Origin of the sequence: Mesorhizobium sp. BR1-1-16 (genome assembly GCF_020165495.1) — a bacterium.
Lineage (GTDB): Bacteria > Pseudomonadota > Alphaproteobacteria > Rhizobiales > Kaistiaceae > Kaistia.
Window position 1 is genome coordinate 261,259 of record NZ_JAIUIE010000003.1, and the last position, 17,988, is coordinate 279,246.

Consider the following 17,988-nt stretch of genomic DNA (forward strand, 5'->3'; position numbering starts at 1 on the left):
CAGGACAATCCCGGAAAGCGGCTGGCCTGTCAATCAATCGGCCGTTATCGAGCTCCTCACGACGTCCTGGGGACAATCAGGCGTCGACGCAATAGGCCTTTCACGCCTATTGATTGTATTAAAGACATGATGCAACCTTTGAACGAGCCCGGCGACGGTGATCGTCTAGGGATGGGATATGGGAATGCCGAAGACAGATTCCACTCGCAGCCGCCTTATCGATGTTCCCGAGCCCGCGGATCGTAGGGAAACGGCGCGCTATATCGGCCGGATGTCGAGCGAACTTCGCGCCATCGCGCAGCGCACCGATCTGCCCTTTCTCGCCTATCTCCTCTCGATGGTAGAGGACGAATCGCGGGCGGTGATCGGACCGGATCGGAGCTGACCTGGACCGGTCAGCTCAATCGATGAGCGATACGCGCTGGCCTGGATGGCGGTTGATCCGTCCTGCGAGGTCGAGTTCCAGCAGGAGAACCTGGACCGTCGGCGTGCTGAGACCCGTGAAACGGATGATGTCGTCGATCGTCGTCGGGACGGGCCCGAGTGCCTCGACGAGGATCGCACGGTCGCCTTCGTCCGGCATATGCAGCGTCACGGGTTCCACGATGTCGTTTTCACTCCATGCTGGCGGCGGCGCGATCACGCGGCCGAGCATCGGTGCCACGATGTCGACGACGTCGCGCACCGTGGTCACGAGATGTGCGCCTTCCTTGATCAAACGGTTGGAGCCGGTTGAGCGCGGGTCGAGCGGCGAGCCCGGCACTGCAAAGACGGTCCGCCCCTGGATGCCCGCGAGCCGCGCCGTGATGAGCGAACCGGAACGTTCGGCCGCCTCGACCACGACGACCCCGGCCGACATGCCCGAGACGAGACGGTTGCGCCGCGGAAAGTCACGCGCCCGCGGCTCCCAGCCATAGGGCATCTCCGAAACATGCGCGCCGCCCGAAGCGATGATCCGCGCCGCGAGATCGGCATGCTCGGGTGGATAGAGCCGATCGAGACCGCCGGCGAAGGCCGCGACCGTCCCGCCTGCCAGCGCGGCGTCATGGGCCGCCGCGTCGATGCCGCGCGCGAGCCCCGACACGACGACGAAGCCCTCGTCGCCAAGATCGCGGGCGAGGATTGCCGCGATCTTGCGACCGGCGACAGACGCGTTGCGTGCGCCCACAATGGCGATCATCGGCCGCTCCGTCAGCGTCACGCCGCTGCCCTTCATCGCCAGCAAAGGCGGCGCGGCGTCGATGGCGCGGAGCCATTCGGGATAATCGGCTTCACCGATCGCGACGAGCCTCGCCCCCATGGCAGCGAGCGCTTCCATCTCGCGTTCGGCATCGGCAAGCCCCGCGATGCGGATCGGCTTGCCAGCCCGCCGCACGAGATCCGGCAGCCCTTCGAGTGCTGCCCCTGCCGAGCCGAAATGCCTGAGCAGATCGCGGAACGTCGCCGGCCCGACATTCTCGCTGCGGATCAGCCGCAGCCAGTTGAGCCGCTGGCCCTCCGTCAGTCCTGGCGCATGCCCCATACCGCTCACGAAATGAGCCCGCGACCGCGATCACCCGTCCCACCGGCCATGCTCAACCCCCGCTTGCGACGCCACCCGTCAGAAAAGCGAGTTTGGCGACGTCGCGGCGGAAGCGAAAGAGGTGATGCACCCTGGCAACACGAAAAGGTTGTGGAATTCTTCGGTCGGCGTCAGCTCTTGGCGCCGATGCGGGTTTCGGTCCCGGCGCGGAGCCGAACGATATTGGCCGCGTGCCGCCACCAGACGATCGCGGTGAGGACGACGAACAGGATGGCCTGCGGCCGATCGCCGAGGATCGCAAAGGCGATCGGCGTCGCCAATGTCGCCACCAGCGCGGCGACCGAGGAATAGCGGAACAGCGCCGCCACGGCGAGCCAGACCACCGCGAAGCCGATTGCCACCGGCCAGGCGATCCCGATCAGCACCCCGAGAAAGGTCGCGACGCCCTTGCCGCCCTTGAAGCCGAGCCAGACCGGGAAGACATGGCCGATCAGCGCCCCAAAGGCGGCGATGAGCGCATTGCCCTCGCCGACATGGCTGGCGATGACCACAGCCAGCGTCCCCTTCAAGGCGTCGCCGATCAGCGTTGCCGCGGCGAGGCCCTTGCGGCCCGTTCGCAACACGTTGGTCGCGCCGATATTGCCCGAACCGATGGCGCGGATATCGCCGGCGCCGAATAAGCGAGTGAGAATCAGTCCGAAGGGCACCGAACCCAGTAGATAGCCCAGAATCAGCGTCACGAAGATCTGCACGCCTTGGCTGGCCATGCGGCTTCTCCCTCGAATCCATATCCTGCCTGATCGGATCAGGCGTCGGCGAAACTATATACTGTGCGCCCCGCAACGATGGTCCTCAAAACACGACCCTCAAAACGTGAACCCTCGAAAGGCGTATTCTTCGAGCGCGAATGCAACGCTTCGGTTGTGCAGATCCACGGCATGCCGAGATCGACGAGGATGAGATCGGCGGGCGCGCCGGGGGCGATCCGGCCCGCTTCGAGCCCGAGCAGTGCCGCCGGCCGCGTCGAGAGCGCGTTGACCACGGCCGCAAGCTCAGCCTCGCCATTGTGGACGAGCCGCAGGGCGGCCGCGAGCAGCGTTTCCAGCCCGACGGCCCCATCGGCCGCCTCTGCAAACGGATGCCGCTTCGTATCGACGTCCTGCGGATCGTGGCTCGAGACGATCACGTCGATCGACCCGTCGGCAACGCCCTCGACCATCGCACGGCGATCATCCTCCGAGCGGAGCGGCGGTGACAGGCGGTAAAACGTCCGGTAGGGCCCGACATCGCGCTCGTTGAGCGCGAGATGCGTCGCTGAGACGCCGCAGGAGACGTTCAGACCCGAAGCCTTTGCCCGCCGGATCACGGCGAGCGATTCAGCGCAGGAAATCTGCGCGGCGTGATAGCGCCCGCCCGTCAGTGCGGCGATGCGGATGTCGCGCTCGAGCATGATGATCTCCGCTTCACGCGGAATTCCGGGCAGCCCCAGCCGAGTCGCGGTCTCGCCCTCGTTCATGACTCCCGAGCCGACGAGATCGGGATCGGCGGGGTGATGCATGATCAACGCGCCGAAATCGCGCGCATAGGTGAGCGCGCGCCGAAGCACCAGTGCGTTGGTGATCGAGTGGCGTCCATCCGTAAAGCCGACCGCGCCGGCCGCCTTCAGGAGGCCGAACTCGGTCATCTCGCGCCCCTTGAGCCCCTTGGTCAGCGCAGCCATGGGCAGCACATTGACCGAGGCGGTATCACGGGCGCGGCGGGCGATGAAATCGACCAGCGCGACGTCGTCGATGACAGGATCGGTATCCGGCATCGTGACGATGGTGGTGACGCCGCCGGCTGCTGCCGCCTGCCCGGCCGAGGCAAAGGTCTCGCGGTGCTCGGCGCCGGGCTCGCCGACGAAGACGCGCATGTCGATGAGGCCAGGCAACACGGCCCTGCCCCGACAATCGACGATCTCGGCGCCTTCGGGCAGCGCGGGCGTTGGACCCGGTCCGGCATGCGCGATCCGCCCGTCGATGACGATAGCGGTACCGAACGCATCGATCTTGCGTCCGGGGTCGACGATACGCGCATTCGAAAGGACGAGCGGACGCGGCTCGGAACGCAGAGAAACGGCGCTCATGCGAAATTCGCCTGGTCGGGGAGATGGCTCGCCAAGGCTTCGAGCACGGCCATGCGGACGGCAACGCCCATCTCGACCTGTTCCCGGATCAGGCTCTGCGCACCATCTGCGACGGCCGAATCGATTTCGACGCCGCGGTTCATCGGCCCCGGATGCATCACGAGCGCGTCAGGCTTGGCATAGCCGAGCTTCTCCTGGTCGAGGCCGAAGAAGTGGAAATATTCTCGCACTGAAGGCACGAACGAGCCATCCATACGCTCACGCTGCAGTCTCAGCATCATGACGATATCGGCATCGGCAAGGCCGGCTTTCATGTCGGTGAAGATCTCGACACCGAGCCGGTCGAGCGCCTTCGGCAGCAGCGTCGACGGGCCAATGCAGCGCACCCGAGCGCCGAGCGCATTGAGGAGAAGAATGTTCGAACGAGCGACGCGCGAATGCAGGATATCACCGCAGATCGCGACGACGAGCTCGCCGAAGCCGCCTTTGTGGCGGCGGATCGTCAGCGCATCGAGCAATGCCTGCGTGGGATGCTCATGCGCGCCGTCGCCGGCATTGATCACCGAGCAACCGACCTTCTGCGCCAAGAGATGCACGGCGCCAGCCGCATGATGGCGGACGACGAGAATGTCCGGGTTCATGGCGTTCAGCGTCATCGCCGTATCGATGAGCGTCTCGCCCTTCTTCACCGAAGAAGAGCCGACCGACATGTTCATCACGTCGGCGCCAAGCCGCTTGCCGGCGAGCTCGAATGAGGACTGCGTCCGCGTCGAGGCCTCGAAGAACAGGTTGATCTGCGTGCGGCCGCGCAGCACCGATTTCTTCTTCTCGACCTGACGGCTGACATCGACAGCCTCCTCGGCGAGATCGAGCAGCGCGACGATTTCCGGAGGGGTCAGCCCCTCAATGCCCAGCAGATGGCGGTGGGTGAACACCGCCGCGGGCTGGTCCGCGTCCGTCAAAAGGTTTCGTGTCATTTGAAGCGACCCCTATAGGGACAAAGCACGGCCTCGACAAGGCGGACATGCCGCGACGCGCGAGGATTCCCACCGCAAGTGGCGCTGCCGGCCCCAATGCCATTGAAGCTGCGCGTGGCATGGTCAGCGATGCAAAATCGTACATCCCTGCATCCGAAAAGTATTGAACGATCGATCGCGCATGCAAGCGGGGCAACGATTGCGTAGGGCTGGCGCATCCGCATGATTTTTCATGGCGATAACAGTCGTCTTCAGCTCGGCTGCTTGCCGGGCTGAAGACTTGACATTGATCGACGGCTTGCCGTCACATGAGAAGAAGTCGCGCGGCCGGCGGCGGGGAGGCCACGGTCATAACAGGCGCGACATAAGGGAGGAAATGCCATGACCCGTCTCATAGGGACCGTATCGCTTTTGGCCCTGGTGGCCGCGCTAGGCGCCGGTTCGGCGCTGGCCGACACCAAGGACAAGAAGATCGCGCTTTCGAATAATTATGCCGGCAATTCCTGGCGCCAGGCGATGCTGCGCAGCTGGGACAAGGTCACGAAGCCCGCCGTCACCGCCGGCATCGTCGCTGCTGCCGATCCGTTCACAACCGCCGAAAACCAGGTGACCGAGCAGGCGGCGCAGATCCAGAATCTGGTGCTGCAGGGCTACAACGCCATCGTCATCAACTCCGCTTCGCCCGATGCGCTCAATGGCGCGGTCAAGGAAGCCTGCGATGCCGGCGTTACTGTCGTTTCCTTTGACGGCATCGTCACCGAGCCCTGTGCCTGGCGCATCGCCGTCGACTTCAAGCAGATGGGCAAGGACGAGATCACCTTCCTCAAGGAGAAATTCCCGTCCGGCGGCAACGTGCTCGAAATCCGTGGCCTTGCCGGCGTCTTCGTCGACGACGAGATCTCGAAGGGCATCCACGAAGGCGTCGCAGAGAACCCGCAGTTCAAGATCGTCGGCTCCGTGCATGGCGATTGGGACCAGGCCAAGGCCCAGGCGGCCGTTGCCGGCATTCTCCCCTCGCTTCCCGACGATATCGTCGCCGTAGTGACCCAGGGTGGTGACGGCTATGGCGCCGCACAGGCGTTCAAGGCTGCCGGCCGCAAGATGCCGACGATCATCATGGGCAACCGTCAGGACGAGCTTGCTTGGTGGAAGGAGCAGAAGGACGCCAACGGCTACGAGACCTATTCGGCCTCGATCGCCCCGGGCGTCTCGACGCTCGCCTTCTGGGTTGCGCAGCAGATTCTCGACGGCAAGGAGGTGCCGAAGGACCTCGTTGTGCCGTTCCTCCGTGTCGACCAGTCCGGCCTCGAAAAGGCGCTCGAGACAACCGAAAAGGGCGGCGTTGCCAATGTCGAATACAGCGCCGAAGACGCTGAGAAGGTCGTCGGCGCGGCCGCCAAGAAGTAGTCGCCCGCGCTGCTGAATGCGCCGCCGCTGGCCACCGGCCGGCGGCGGCGCATGCTTTGCCACGGTCTTCTAGCCGTTCAGGAGTTGCCCGTTTCATGCCTGTGGGCGAGCCAATCATCCGCCTTGAGGAGGTTCGCAAGAGCTTCGGAGCCGTGCGCGCGCTTCAAGGTGTCGATCTTGCCTGCCACGAGGGTGAGTGCATCGGGCTGGTCGGCCATAACGGCGCCGGCAAGTCGACGCTGATGAACCTTCTCGCCGGCGTTTTCGGTGCCGAAGGACGGATGTCGATCGACGGCATCGAGCCGGCCGGCCCCTACACGATCGCGACGGCGAAGGCGAATGGCATCCGCTGCGTCTTTCAGGAACTGTCGCTCTGTCCGAACCTGACGGTCGCCGAGAATGCGCGCGTCATGCACCGCGCCCTCTCCGGCTTTGGCTGGCGCCGCCGCGCCGGACGGTTGATCGTCGAAAAGCTCGACCAGGTGTTTCCGGACCATGGCATCGATGCCGGCGATATCGTCGGCGACCTGCCGATCGCCCGCCGGCAAATGGTCGAGATCGCCCGCGCCTTCACAGTCACCGACGCGCCCGCCCGCCTCGTCATCCTCGACGAGCCGACGTCCTCGCTGGACGCACACCTCGCCAGCCAGTTGCTGGCCTATGTCCGCCGTTTCGTCGCCGAGGGCGGCTGCGTCGTGCTGATCTCGCATCTCCTCGGCGAAATTCTTGCCGCCGCCGACCGCGTCATCGTCATGAAGGACGGCCGCGTCGTTGCCGAGCGACCCGCCGCCGAATTCACCCGCACAAGCCTCGTCGCGGCGATGGGCAGCGTTGCGCATGAGGAAGCGAAGTCCCGCGACGTCTCCGCAGCACGGCGCGAGGGCAGTCCCCGCATCCGGGCGCGCGCCCGTTCCGGCGGCAATGAGCTCATCGCCCATCGCGGCGAGATCGTCGGCCTTGCCGGCCTCGGCGGCCAGGGCCAGTCGGAAATGCTGATCCGCATCTTCGATGCCGCGCGCCGCCATGCACAGGGCATCACAGTAGAAGGCGGCTCGGCGCTGGTCGCGGGCGATCGCCAGACCGATGGCGTGTTCCCGCTGTGGTCGATCGCCGAGAATATCACCATCACCTCGTTGAAGCGCCTGCGCAGCGGCATCCTGATCGATCGCGAAAAGACCGATGCCATGGCCGAGGACTGGCGGGCGCGCATCGGCATCCGTACGCCCGATGTGCACAACCCGATCCTGTCGCTCTCCGGCGGCAACCAGCAGAAGGCGCTGTTTGCCCGCGCGCTTGGTTCGACCGCCGAGACTGTGCTGATGGACGACCCCATGCGCGGCGTCGACATCGGCACCAAGCAGGAAGTCTACGGCATGATCCGCTCCGAGGCCGAACGCGGCCGGACCTTCCTCTGGTACACGACCGAAATGGACGAGCTGAAGCACTGCGACCATGTCTATGTCTTCCGCGACCACCGCATCGTCGCCGATCTCTCGCGCGGCGAGCTGACCGAGGAGCGCGTCCTGCACGCCTCCTTCGAGGACGTCGCATGAACGGCGCCTCGCTCGCACGGAACCTCCGCATGCTGCTGCCGGCGATCTCGCTCGTCGTGCTGCTGGTCGCGATCTATGCCCTGCAGCCACGCGCCATCAGCTATGTCGGCTTCAACTTGATGCTGAACCTCGCGATCCCCATAGCGCTGGCGACGATTGCGCAGATGTGCGTCATCACGGTCAACGACCTCGACCTCTCCATCGGCACCTATGTCGGCTTTGTCGCCTGTGTCGGCGCGACCATGCTGACCGGCGGCGTCGCGGCGCTGCCGTTCGTCAAGGATCTCCAGGCCTCCGGCGCTCTGCCCGCCGTGCTGCCATGGATCATGCAGACGCCACTTGCCGGCGTGCTGGTGCTCGCTTTTGGCATTGTCATCTATGCCGCCCTCGGCGCGCTGATCCATTGGCGAAACCTGCCTTCGATCGTCGTGACGCTTGGCATGTCCTTCGTCTGGCTTGGCCTCTCCGTGCTGATCCTGCCGGTTCCAGGCGGCCAGGCGCCGGCCTGGATTCGCCAGATGATGACGCTGAAACCGGCCTTCATCCCGTTTCCGATCATCGCCGCCATCGTCATCGCCGTCATCGCCCATGTTCTTCTGATGCGAACCTCCTATGGCGCGGTGCTGCGCGGCGCCGGCGGCAATCCCAGGGCGATCGAGCGCGCCGGCTGGTCGCTGCTCCGCGTCAAGGCCGCGATGTTCGCGCTTGCCGGCTTCTTCGGGATGCTGGCCGGCCTCTCGCTGGTCGGGCTCACGACATCGGGCGATGCCAATATCGCGCTGCGCTACACGCTGCTCTCGATTGCCGGCGTCATCCTCGGCGGCGGCGAATTCGTCGGCGGCCGCATTTCGCCCGTCGGCGCCGTGATGGGCGCGGCGACGCTGACCCTTGCGGGCTCGATGCTCTCCTTCATGCGCATCTCGCCGGACTGGCAGATCGGCGCGCAGGGAGCAATCCTGATTGTCGTGCTGGCCGCGCGAACATTGATCGACAGGGCGGAGCGCAGCCGATGAACGCCGCCGCTTTCCTGCGCCGCCTCGCCGGCCGGCCCTGGCTCTGGGCCTATGTTGCGGCAATCGCCGTGTGGATCGTGACGATCCTCTTCACAGGCGGCCGCGGCGCCGGTGAGGTACTGACGGCCGCGTTCACCTTTGCCACCTTCTCGGTCATCGTCGGCATCGGCCAGATGTATGTGGTTACGCTCGGGCCGGGCAATGTCGACCTGTCGATCCCCGCCACGATCACCCTGGCCGGCGCAGTCGCCACCAAGGTCATGGACACGCAGGACGGCATGATTCTCGCCGGCCTCGCCGTGGCGCTTGCTTGCGGCGTCGGCGTCGGCATCGTCAACTATGCGCTGATCTGGCTGCTGCGCATTCCCCCGATCATCGCGACTCTCTCCTCGAGCTTCCTGATCCAGTCGACGGCAATCGCCTATGGTCGCGGTATCCGCATCAAGCCGCCACCAATGCTGGCCGATTTCACCACCGCGCAGGTTTTCGGCATGCCGGTGCTGGCGATCTGCATCATCGCGCTCGCTGCCGTCATGGAACTCGTCCTGCGCCGCACGCTTTATGGCCGCTGGGTCACGGCCATCGGCCAGAATATCCGCGCCGCGCGTCTTGCCGGTATCGATGTCGGCCGCACGCGCTTTGCCGCCTATGTCATGAGCGCCGTCTTCGCCGGCCTATGCGGCTACCTACTCTCGGGTTTTTCGGGCGGATCGTCGCTGTCGATGGGCGAGGAATATCTCCTGACCTCGATTGCGCTCGTCGTCATCGGCGGTTCGTCGGTCGCCGGCGGCAACTCGAACGTGCCCGGCCTCTGGGGCGCCGCGCTGTTCCTGTTCCTCGTCGTGACGATGCTCAACACCTATGGCTTCGGAGCTGGCACGCGCTATCTCGCGACTGGCCTCATCATCATCGCCGTCATCGTGGCGGCCAGCGCGCGCCGACCGGCGCGATAGAGCCGCGGCCTTATCCGTGAGGCAGGGCCGATTGACGCGTTCCCTTGTTTGCAAGTCGGCCATCGCGATATGTAGAAGCGAAGGAGACCTTCGATGAGCGAGTGGACAGGACAGGCCAGCGCGGCCGCAGCGGCCAGGCCGCCTCGCTCGCCATGGAATGCGATGGCGCGCGGCTTCCGCTGCCGCTGCCCGGCTTGCGGCAAGGGCCGCGCCTTCAACGGCTATCTCACGGTCGTCGATCGTTGCGGAGCTTGCGGCGAGGATCTCTCGCATCAGCGCGCCGACGACGCCCCGCCCTATTTCACGATCATGGCCGTTGGCCATATCGTCGTTCCGCTGATCCTCATCGTCGAAACGACGTTCCACCCCTCCAATTTCGTCCACCTCGCGATCTGGCTGCCATTGACGCTCATCTTGACACTGGCGCTGCTGCGTCCGATCAAGGGCGCCGTCGTCGGCCTGCAATGGGCGCTGTATATGCACGGCTTCGATCCGGATCACGTTCCGGAGGAAGATGCCAAGGCGCCCTGGCAGCCGGACCTCAGTTGAACCGCCACCGTCCCGGTGGTGCCGTCGGCTGACCCCGCGGCCCAGCTTCGTGGCGCTTGCCCGAGCCATCGATTCCTGAGGTTTATTCATGACAGGCGAGGTCATTCCGGGCCGCGACGGCGGTGCTGAGCAGCATGCCGGAGGGGGCATAGCCGGCCTGGTCGCGGCAATCGGCTCGATCGCGGCCGTCGGCCTCGGCTTCTCGATCACGCTGCCCTTGCTCGCGCTGACGCTCGAGGATCGCGGAATCTCCTCGACCTGGATCGGCCTCAACACGGCGTTCTGGGGGCTCGCCTCGCTCGGCATCACGCCTTTCGTCTCGCGCCTCGCGACGCGATTCGGCACCGGGCAGATGCTGATCCTGTCGATCCTCGTCCTCGCCGCCTGCCTGCCGGTGTTTTATTTCGCCCCCTTCTGGCTGTGGTTCCCGCTCCGCCTTATCGCCGGCGCGGCCTTGACGATCACATTCGTGCTCTCCGAGTTCTGGATCTCGAGCGCCGCCCCGCCGGAGCGGCGCGGCATCATCATGGGCATCTATGTATCGGTGCTGTCGGCCGGCTTTGCGCTCGGCCCGGGAATTCTTTCGATCACCGGCACGCGGGGCCTGACACCGTTCATCACCGGCGCCTGTGTGCTGGCGCTTGGTATCCTGCCGGTATTAGCGGGCCTCAAGGTGGCGCCCAAGCTTGGCCACCGTCCCAGCGGTTCCTTCGCCCGTTTCCTCGTCCTGGCGCCGATCGCCACCGGCGCAGCTCTTCTCTTCGGCGTGGTGGAAAGCGGCGCCTTCGCCCTTCTGCCGATCTATGGCCAGCGAGTCGGCCATGACCGTGAAACGGTGATCCTGCTTGGCATCGCGGTGACGATCGGCAACATCCTCCTGCAAATGCCGATGGGGCTCCTGTCGGACCGGGTCGACCGGCGCAAGCTGCTGCTCGCCATCGCGACGTTCGGCCTTGCGGGCACGGTCGTGCTGCCGCTGGTTTCGGCTGATTTCTGGCCCTTCATGATAGCGCTCGGCATCTGGGGCGGCACGATCGGCTCGCTTTATACCGTCGGCCTCGCCCATCTCGGCTCGCGCTTTACCGGCGAAGATCTCGCAGCGGCCAACGCGGCCTATATCTTCTGCTATTCGCTCGGTGGCCTTGCCGGTCCCGCAACGCTGGGTGCAGCGATGGACATCGTCGATCCGCACGGCTTCGAGATCGCGCTCGGCCTGTTCTTCTGCGCCTATCTCCTGCTCGTCGTCACCCGCATCCGCAGGATCACCGTGGCGTGACGCCGTTTTCCTTCGCCAGATGGCGTCGATAGGCGCAAGCTTCCTTGACTTTCGAACGCATATCCGTAGGGTGCGCGCACATTTCCAGTCGGCGGGGCATGCCCGGCCGGCACCATGCAGAGGTTTGTCATGGCCAAGGCCACCACCATCAAGATCCGGCTCGTCAGCTCGGCCGACACCGGCTTCTTCTATGTCACGAAGAAGAATTCCCGCACGATGACCGAGAAGCTCGCGGTCAAGAAGTACGATCCCGTCGTGCGCAAGCACGTCGAGTTCCGCGAAGCCAAGATCAAGTAAGTCGCGACGCCACAGCGTCCGTCGACCGCTTCAAAGGCACCGCTTGCGCGGTGCCTTTTCGTTTGGAGCGAGTGCTGGCATTTGCTTTCGTGCGCGAGACCCGGCGACCGACATCGTCCGGCGACCCGATCGATGATCCGGCCGACCGAATGCGGCGATCCCGGCCGCTCGTTCAGGCGACGGCGGCGCTGACGCGATTGCGACCTTCACGCTTGGCCTTGTAGAGCGCGTCATCGGCCCTGCGCAGCAGCGAATCCTGCGCATCGCCGCTGCCGAGGCGCGCGGCAAGTCCGATCGAGACAGTGATGGCGATCTGTTCCTCGCCGCCCTCGATCAGGAAGGGCTGGCTCGCGATTCGCTCGCGGATGCGCTCACCGACCATCGCCGCGAGGCGGATATCCGTATCCGGCATCACGACGACGAACTCTTCCCCGCCCAGCCGGCACACGAGATCCATGCTCCGCACGGTCCGGCGAACGCGGCGCGAGAACTCGCGCAGGACATCATCGCCGGCATCGTGGCCATGCGTGTCGTTGACCTGCTTGAAGAAGTCGATATCCAGCAGCAACACGCTGAGCGGCCGTTCGCGCTGCGCCGCCTGGTCGACAAGGCCGGCGAGATGACGCTCCAGATAGCGCCGGTTATGCAGGCCCGTAAGCCCGTCGGTGATCGCCATTTCCATGGTGAGATGGGCGGTGTCGCGCAATCTCTCCATGAAGCGATTGCGGCGGACCTGGGTCCGGACGCGGGCGAGCATTTCATTGGTCTCGATCGGCGCCATCAGATAGTCGTTGACGCCGAGATCGAGGCCGCGGACCAGACGATGCGTCGCATCGGGCTGCGCGATCACCAGGATCGGCAGCAGCCGCGTCCGCTCCAGCGAGCGGATCTGCGAGCAGAGCCGCAATCCGTCGAAATCAGCAAGATCGAGGCTGACGATAACAAGGTCGTGTCTGCCCTCCATGACGCGGAACAGCGCCTCCTGCGGATCGCTCTCGGCATCGACGTGGTGGCCGGCCTCGGTGAGGCTGTCGGCGATGCGATTGCGCCGCGATTCCTTGTCTTCGACCAGAAGGATGGTGCCGTGTTCGCCCGAAGCGATGGCGCCTTCAAACGGATCGGCGAGCGTGAATTCGCTGCTCGCTCCGGCCCGCAGCATCCATTGGTCGGTGAGCGTCTTCAGCCGTACCAGGCTCTTCACGCGGGTGATCAGCGCCAGTTCGTTGATCGGCTTGGTCAGGAAATCATCGGCGCCCGCCTCAAGCCCTTTCAGGCGGTCCGAGCGCTGGTCGAGCGCGGTGACCATGATGACCGGCAGCTGCGCGGTGAGCGGATTTTGCTTCAGCCTGCGGCAGACCTCGAACCCGTCCATGCCCGGCATCATCACGTCGAGCAGCACGATATCGCACTGGCCGCGCGCGCAAACTTCCAGCGCCTCGATCCCGTTCGACGCCGTCACGACCTCGAAATATTCGGCGGACAGCATCGCGTCGAGCAATTTCACATTGGTCGCGATATCGTCGACGACGAGGACGCGGGCGGTCATCAGGCGTCTCCGAGATAGGCCTTCACCGTTTCGATGAACTTGGTCACCGATATCGGCTTGGACAGATAGGCCTCGCAACCGCCCTGGCGGATTCGCTCCTCGTCGCCCTTCATCGCGAAGGCGGTGACGGCGATGATCGGGATCGCGCGGAGCTCATCGTCCTCCTTGATCCACTTCGTCACCTCGAGGCCGGAGACCTCGGGCAATTGGATATCCATCAGGATGAGGTCGGGCCGATGACGGCGGGCAAGATCAAGCGCCTCCAGCCCGTTGCGGGTCTGGATGATGTTATAGCCATGCGCTTCGAGCAGGTCGTGGAAGAGCTTCATGTTGAGCTCGTTGTCTTCCACGACCAGAACGGTCTTCACCATGCGAACTCAGCCTCTGCCGCGCAGCCTCACCAGCCTCGCGGTTACGCAACATCCCGGCGCCGCTGGTGTCGGCCCCACCTGGTTCACTTCGCGCTAAGTTCTAGCGACGATTCGTTTCGGAAAGGAAAATACATGATCCGCGACCGCGAGCCGCCGATGTCGCTGGAAGGCGCCGAACAGCTGGCGATCAAGGCGCTCGCCTTTCTCGCCAGCGAGCCCGAGGAGCTGGGCCGTTTCCTGGCGCTGGCTGGAATCGGGCCGGAGACACTGCGAACCGCCGCTGCCGATCCAGGCTTCCTCGCCGCCGTTCTCGAATATTTCCTTGAGAACGAGCCCCTTCTCCTCGTCCTCGCCGCGCGCGACAATATCCGGCCGACCCTGTTCGCCGCCGCCCGCTTCCTGCTCGACCGAGAGATCTCCGATGGCGACCATTCCGCTTGACCTCGACGGCTATACCGATCTCCCTCCGGGGCTGATCGCCAATGTGGTCACCTATCTCAAATTGAACGACCGCAGCGCCGGACGCGTCGCTTCGCTGCCGGAGGGACTGGCGGTCCGCCGCCTCGAAGCGCCCGACCTCGCGGCCTATCGCGATCTCTATCGCCGCATCGGCGAGCGGTGGCTGTGGTTCTCGCGCGCGGTGATGTCGGATGGCGAACTCATGGCGCAGCTCAGCCGCGCCGGGGCGGAAATCCTGTTTCTGGAGCGGTCAGGGGAGGCGCTTGGGCTTGCCGAGCTGCAGCATTCCGAGGATCGGCGCGAAATGGAGATCGCGATGTTCGGCGTGGTCGATACGGAAAGCGGAACCGGCGCGGCTCGCGGCCTGATGTCGGACGTGCTCGACAGGGCCTTTGGCGGCGGCGCGGAGCGGGTCTGGCTGCACACCTGCCATTTCGACCATCCGGCCGCCCTGCCCTTTTATCGGCGCATGGGGTTCAGGCCCTGGAAATTCGCAATCGAGGTCTCGCGCGATCCACGCCTCGACGGCTTCCTGCCACGAGAAGCCGGACCGCATGTTCCGCTGATCGATCCGGCGGAGGGTCGGGACGAACCCTCGAAAGGCTAGACGCTGCGGCGCTCTCCGGCGAGAGGATGGCGGCCACGGCGGGCAGGTTCCTTCTCGCCGACATGGTCCGTCGGCCCGGCACCCCGATCACGCTCCTGGTCGCGTTCGGCGAGGAGTTCGTGCTTGCGCAGCTCGTCGGTCGCGGCGAGCAACTCATCCTGCGCCGTCTCGAGCTGGACCTGCAGCTCTTGCGCGGAAGCGCGGAGATTGTCACGCCGCTGCGAGGCGGCCTTGGCGAAGGTCGGATAGGCGAAATGGCTTTCGTCGCGAATGCCGCTTCGTTCCTGCTCGATCTTGATCTGATCCTCGAGATCGCGCGCCATCCGTTCGAATTCAGCGATCATGAGTTCGATCTGCTGGACGCGGCGACGCTTCTCCTCAGCCTGGAAACGCTTCAGCCGAATGAGGCTCTCACGCGACTTCATTACACCCACAACTCCCCTCAGCCCCCAGCGCCGGCACAACGCCGGCTCCGAAGCGCTTGCATGTCCGCCCCCGATGCGGCGCAACCGTCCGCCAAAGCGGACCAGTCACTTGTCAAAACCTTAAACCTTCGGCTCCGCGCTAACGTTTCGTTTACGTCTCGCGTTAATCATGGCGAAGGAGGGCTTAAGGCCAGGTAAACCCCATCGGATGCTGACCCATCCTAAAATGCGGAGTCCGACGAATTGGTTACTGCGATCCGTGCAATTGTGCCTATCGACCCCTCGGGGTGCTGACGGGCGTTCAATTCAGGCGGCGGGAGGAATTTTCGTCCCGTGCGTCCAAGCCGCTTGTAGGCGCGAATCGGAATTTGTTAACCATTGTTCGTTAGGCTTCGAATCGGGGTTGAGCCGTTTCCCATGGCGGCCGGTTCGAAAGACCGGAACGCCAAGCCCAGGATAGGCAATGAGGGGATTGGTATGAGAGTTTTGCTGATCGAGGACGACAGCGCCACGGCGCAGAGCATCGAGTTGATGCTCAAGTCCGAGAATTTCAACGTCTACACGACGGATCTCGGCGAAGAGGGTGTCGATCTCGGCAAGCTCTATGACTACGACATCATTCTTCTCGACCTGAACCTGCCGGACATGTCGGGTTATGAGGTGCTGCGCGCGCTGCGTCTCTCCAAGGTCAAGACGCCGATCCTGATCCTTTCCGGCCTCGCCGGCATCGAGGACAAGGTGCGCGGTCTCGGCTTCGGTGCCGACGACTACATGACGAAGCCGTTCCACAAGGACGAGCTCGTCGCCCGCATCCACGCCATCGTCCGTCGCTCGAAGGGCCATGCCCAGTCGGTCATCAACACCGGCGACCTGACGGTCAATCTCGACACCAAGACCGTCGAGGTGAATGGCAGCCGCGTCCATCTGACCGGCAAGGAATACCAGATGCTGGAGCTGCTCTCGCTCCGCAAGGGCACGACGCTGACCAAGGAGATGTTCCTCAATCATCTCTATGGCGGCATGGATGAGCCCGAGCTGAAGATCATCGACGTCTTCATCTGCAAGCTGCGCAAGAAGCTCGCGACCGCCACCAGCGGCCACAATTACATCGAGACCGTCTGGGGCCGCGGCTATGTGCTGCGCGAGCCGGACGAGGTTCCGATGCGCGTTTCCGCCTGATCGAGATCGGCGCTCAACACTGAAAAGACCCCGCTCCGGCGGGGTTTTGCTTTTGGGGCGGAGGCTCGTCCCGACCCTACCGGCATCGCGCCGCAGGCGGCGTCTGCAGGATGGAGACTTAAAGCGCTCGGGTAGGACGGCGCTGCCGGATTCCACCGACGCGCGGTACCCACGCCAGCGGCAGGCCGACCTTAAGCGGCGGCAGCCCGGGTCTTGGCGGTGATCAGGACGTCGGTTCCTTCGAGCGCGGCGACAACGTCCATGTTGCAGGCGCGGGCGAGCAAGCCGGCATAATAAGGCTGCACGGCATGGGCATCGACATGCACGTCGATCAGTTGGCCGGGGACGAGCTTTTCGAAAGCGGCGGGGACGCGCGCATTCGGGCCCGAGCAATGCAGGCTGAAATCCGGCGCCGACGGCGCGCCATCGACCACCACCTTAATATGGCCGCCGCGCGGCACGGCCGAAACCGCCAGCAGCACGAGGTTGAGCAGCAGCTTGACGCGGTTCTTGGCCATCAGGGCGGGCGGGGCCGACCACGAGATATCGGCCTTCTCGCCGTCCATCCAGCCGCGCGCCACCTTCTCGGCATCGCCGAGATCGATCTCGGCACCGGCCGAACCGGCTGCGCCGAAGGCAAGGCGGGCGAATTGCAGCTTGGCCGAAGCCTGGCGGGCGCTCTTGCGGATGAGATCGAAGGCGAAGGCCTTCATTTCCTCGTTGTTCTCCTCGTCGAGAACCTCGAGCCCGTTGTTGATCGCGCCGACCGGCGAGATGATGTCGTGGCAGACGCGGCTGCACAGCAGCGCTGCAAGGTCGAGCGCCTCGAGTTCGACCGGCTCAGACATCGCCGTCCCCCAACATGCTGTTGCGAATCGCGCGCCTCCTGGAGCGCAGCACGGGGATACACCGCCCCGCCGTCGCTGCCAACCGCATCGGCTCCGCGCCAACCCTCCGATCCCTGCCCGGCCACCGCCCCGAAGGGGCCGCTTTTCTGCGCCATCGTGTCGTTGCCTCAGGGCTCGCTACTATGCTGGCCGGCAGCAAGACTTGCCGCCGGGCGGCTGCTTGGGGCACGCTGACGCGCCATATCCGTCACCTGGCGGATTCGCCTCTTGCTCGAAAGGGATCGCCTCATGTCGTTCGCCCTCCGATTCGGGTCTTGGCTCGGCATGCTGGCCCTTGCGGTCATGCTGTCGTCGGGTCAGGCCAGCGCACAGTCATCCGAGCAATACTCGGTTGACGAGATCGTCAAGGCTGGCGGCAATTTCTTCGGCGAAGTCTCGGGCGGACTCGCCTCCGTCGTCGAGCATTCGATGAAGCAATATGGTCAGCCGAACGGCTATGTGCTCGGCGAGCAGGGCAGCGGCGCGCTCATCGCCGGCGTCCGCTACGGCCAGGGCACGCTCTACACCAAGAACGCCGGCAAGCATCCGGTCTTCTTCCAGGGCCCGTCGATCGGCTGGGATTTCGGCGGCGAAGGCTCCAAGGTGATGATGCTCATCTACAACCTGCCCTCGGTGAATGCGATCTATGACCGCTTCGTCGGGATCAATGGTTCCGCCTTCCTCGTCGGCGGCATCGGCATGACGGTGCTCTCGCGCGACAATATCTTCGTCGTGCCGATCGTCTCCGGCGTCGGCGCGCGCCTCGGCGTCAATGTCGGCTACATGAAGTTCACCGATCACCAGACCTGGAACCCCTTCTGACCTGACGCTGGCCTTCACGC

At 64.8% G+C, this 17,988-nt stretch carries 20 protein-coding genes; 12 read left to right on the top strand and 8 right to left on the bottom strand.

The genetic code is table 11. From position 1 onward, the window contains the following. Positions 1-184 precede the first annotated feature (184 nt). Positions 185-385 (top strand): hypothetical protein, encoded by a 201-nt coding sequence (locus LB518_RS09710; RefSeq protein ID WP_224576544.1) that lies wholly within the window; start codon positions 185-187, stop codon positions 383-385. Between the two features lie 15 nt (positions 386-400). Here the strand turns inward: LB518_RS09710 and dprA are convergent, their stop codons facing one another. The 4 genes from dprA to LB518_RS09730 all read right to left on the bottom strand — a co-directional run bounded on the left by dprA (position 401) and on the right by LB518_RS09730 (position 4,624). Further along, complete coding sequence (gene dprA / locus LB518_RS09715; RefSeq protein WP_224577140.1) at positions 401-1,522, bottom strand: DNA-processing protein DprA; 1,122 nt, start codon at positions 1,520-1,522, stop codon at positions 401-403. 170 nt (positions 1,523-1,692) lie between these two features. Next, positions 1,693-2,289, bottom strand: a complete 597-nt coding sequence (gene plsY, locus LB518_RS09720; protein WP_224576554.1) for a glycerol-3-phosphate 1-O-acyltransferase PlsY — start codon at positions 2,287-2,289, stop codon at positions 1,693-1,695. Between the two features lie 38 nt (positions 2,290-2,327). After that, complete coding sequence (locus LB518_RS09725; protein ID WP_224576556.1) at positions 2,328-3,647, bottom strand: dihydroorotase; 1,320 nt, start codon at positions 3,645-3,647, stop codon at positions 2,328-2,330. Further along, positions 3,644-4,624, bottom strand: a complete 981-nt coding sequence (locus tag LB518_RS09730; protein ID WP_224576557.1) for an aspartate carbamoyltransferase catalytic subunit — start codon at positions 4,622-4,624, stop codon at positions 3,644-3,646. The genes LB518_RS09725 and LB518_RS09730 overlap by 4 nt, the downstream gene beginning before the upstream one ends. A 381-nt stretch (positions 4,625-5,005) precedes the next feature. Here LB518_RS09730 and LB518_RS09735 point away from each other — a divergent pair, with 381 nt between their 5' ends. From LB518_RS09735 to rpmG, 7 genes are all read left to right on the top strand, one after another. After that, positions 5,006-6,031: an ABC transporter substrate-binding protein gene (locus LB518_RS09735; protein WP_224576559.1), complete on the top strand. Its 1,026-nt coding sequence runs from the start codon at positions 5,006-5,008 to the stop codon at positions 6,029-6,031. A 95-nt stretch (positions 6,032-6,126) separates the two neighbouring features. Then, positions 6,127-7,584, top strand: coding sequence for an ATP-binding cassette domain-containing protein (locus tag LB518_RS09740; protein WP_224576561.1), 1,458 nt, complete (start codon positions 6,127-6,129; stop codon positions 7,582-7,584). Next, positions 7,581-8,597 carry an ABC transporter permease gene (locus LB518_RS09745; RefSeq protein ID WP_224576563.1) on the top strand — a complete coding sequence of 339 codons (1,017 nt, stop codon included), beginning with the start codon at positions 7,581-7,583 and terminating at the stop codon, positions 8,595-8,597. Before LB518_RS09740 ends, LB518_RS09745 begins: the two co-directional genes overlap by 4 nt. Then, positions 8,594-9,550, top strand: a complete 957-nt coding sequence (locus LB518_RS09750) for an ABC transporter permease (protein ID WP_224576565.1) — start codon at positions 8,594-8,596, stop codon at positions 9,548-9,550. Before LB518_RS09745 ends, LB518_RS09750 begins: the two co-directional genes overlap by 4 nt. A 93-nt stretch (positions 9,551-9,643) precedes the next feature. Next, entirely contained in the window at positions 9,644-10,099 is a 456-nt protein-coding gene (locus LB518_RS09755) for a DUF983 domain-containing protein (RefSeq protein ID WP_224576567.1), read from the top strand. Between the two features lie 88 nt (positions 10,100-10,187). After that, entirely contained in the window at positions 10,188-11,375 is a 1,188-nt protein-coding gene (locus LB518_RS09760; RefSeq protein WP_224576568.1) for an MFS transporter, read from the top strand. A 129-nt stretch (positions 11,376-11,504) separates the two neighbouring features. Then, a complete protein-coding gene (gene rpmG, locus LB518_RS09765) occupies positions 11,505-11,672 on the top strand; it encodes a 50S ribosomal protein L33 (RefSeq protein ID WP_073058119.1) in 168 nt (55 codons plus the stop codon). Positions 11,673-11,844: 172 nt separating this feature from the next. On the opposite strand, the gene LB518_RS09770 is transcribed toward rpmG, so the two are convergent. Continuing rightward, positions 11,845-13,218 (bottom strand): PleD family two-component system response regulator, encoded by a 1,374-nt coding sequence (locus tag LB518_RS09770; protein WP_224576570.1) that lies wholly within the window; start codon positions 13,216-13,218, stop codon positions 11,845-11,847. Beyond that, positions 13,218-13,589, bottom strand: coding sequence for a response regulator (locus LB518_RS09775; protein ID WP_224576573.1), 372 nt, complete (start codon positions 13,587-13,589; stop codon positions 13,218-13,220). The genes LB518_RS09770 and LB518_RS09775 overlap by 1 nt, the downstream gene beginning before the upstream one ends. A 132-nt stretch (positions 13,590-13,721) precedes the next feature. Here LB518_RS09775 and LB518_RS09780 point away from each other — a divergent pair, with 132 nt between their 5' ends. Together LB518_RS09780 and LB518_RS09785 are read left to right on the top strand one after the other, a co-directional pair. Further along, on the top strand, positions 13,722-14,030 hold the full coding sequence (locus tag LB518_RS09780) for a DUF3572 domain-containing protein (protein ID WP_224576575.1): 309 nt from the start codon (positions 13,722-13,724) through the stop codon (positions 14,028-14,030). After that, positions 14,011-14,655 carry a GNAT family N-acetyltransferase gene (locus LB518_RS09785; RefSeq protein WP_224576577.1) on the top strand — a complete coding sequence of 215 codons (645 nt, stop codon included), beginning with the start codon at positions 14,011-14,013 and terminating at the stop codon, positions 14,653-14,655. The genes LB518_RS09780 and LB518_RS09785 overlap by 20 nt, the downstream gene beginning before the upstream one ends. On the opposite strand, the gene LB518_RS09790 is transcribed toward LB518_RS09785, so the two are convergent. Then, positions 14,652-15,080, bottom strand: a complete 429-nt coding sequence (locus tag LB518_RS09790; RefSeq protein WP_224576580.1) for a flagellar export protein FliJ — start codon at positions 15,078-15,080, stop codon at positions 14,652-14,654. The two genes, LB518_RS09785 and LB518_RS09790, sit on opposite strands and share 4 nt — an antisense overlap. A 477-nt stretch (positions 15,081-15,557) precedes the next feature. Between LB518_RS09790 and ctrA the strand changes: the two genes are divergently transcribed. Next, positions 15,558-16,259: a response regulator transcription factor CtrA gene (gene ctrA, locus LB518_RS09795; protein ID WP_224576582.1), complete on the top strand. Its 702-nt coding sequence runs from the start codon at positions 15,558-15,560 to the stop codon at positions 16,257-16,259. 191 nt (positions 16,260-16,450) lie between these two features. On the opposite strand, the gene chpT is transcribed toward ctrA, so the two are convergent. Beyond that, positions 16,451-17,107, bottom strand: coding sequence for a histidine phosphotransferase ChpT (gene chpT, locus LB518_RS09800; protein WP_224576584.1), 657 nt, complete (start codon positions 17,105-17,107; stop codon positions 16,451-16,453). A 288-nt stretch (positions 17,108-17,395) separates the two neighbouring features. Here chpT and LB518_RS09805 point away from each other — a divergent pair, with 288 nt between their 5' ends. Then, positions 17,396-17,968: a DUF1134 domain-containing protein gene (locus LB518_RS09805; RefSeq protein WP_224576586.1), complete on the top strand. Its 573-nt coding sequence runs from the start codon at positions 17,396-17,398 to the stop codon at positions 17,966-17,968. Positions 17,969-17,988 lie beyond the last annotated feature (20 nt).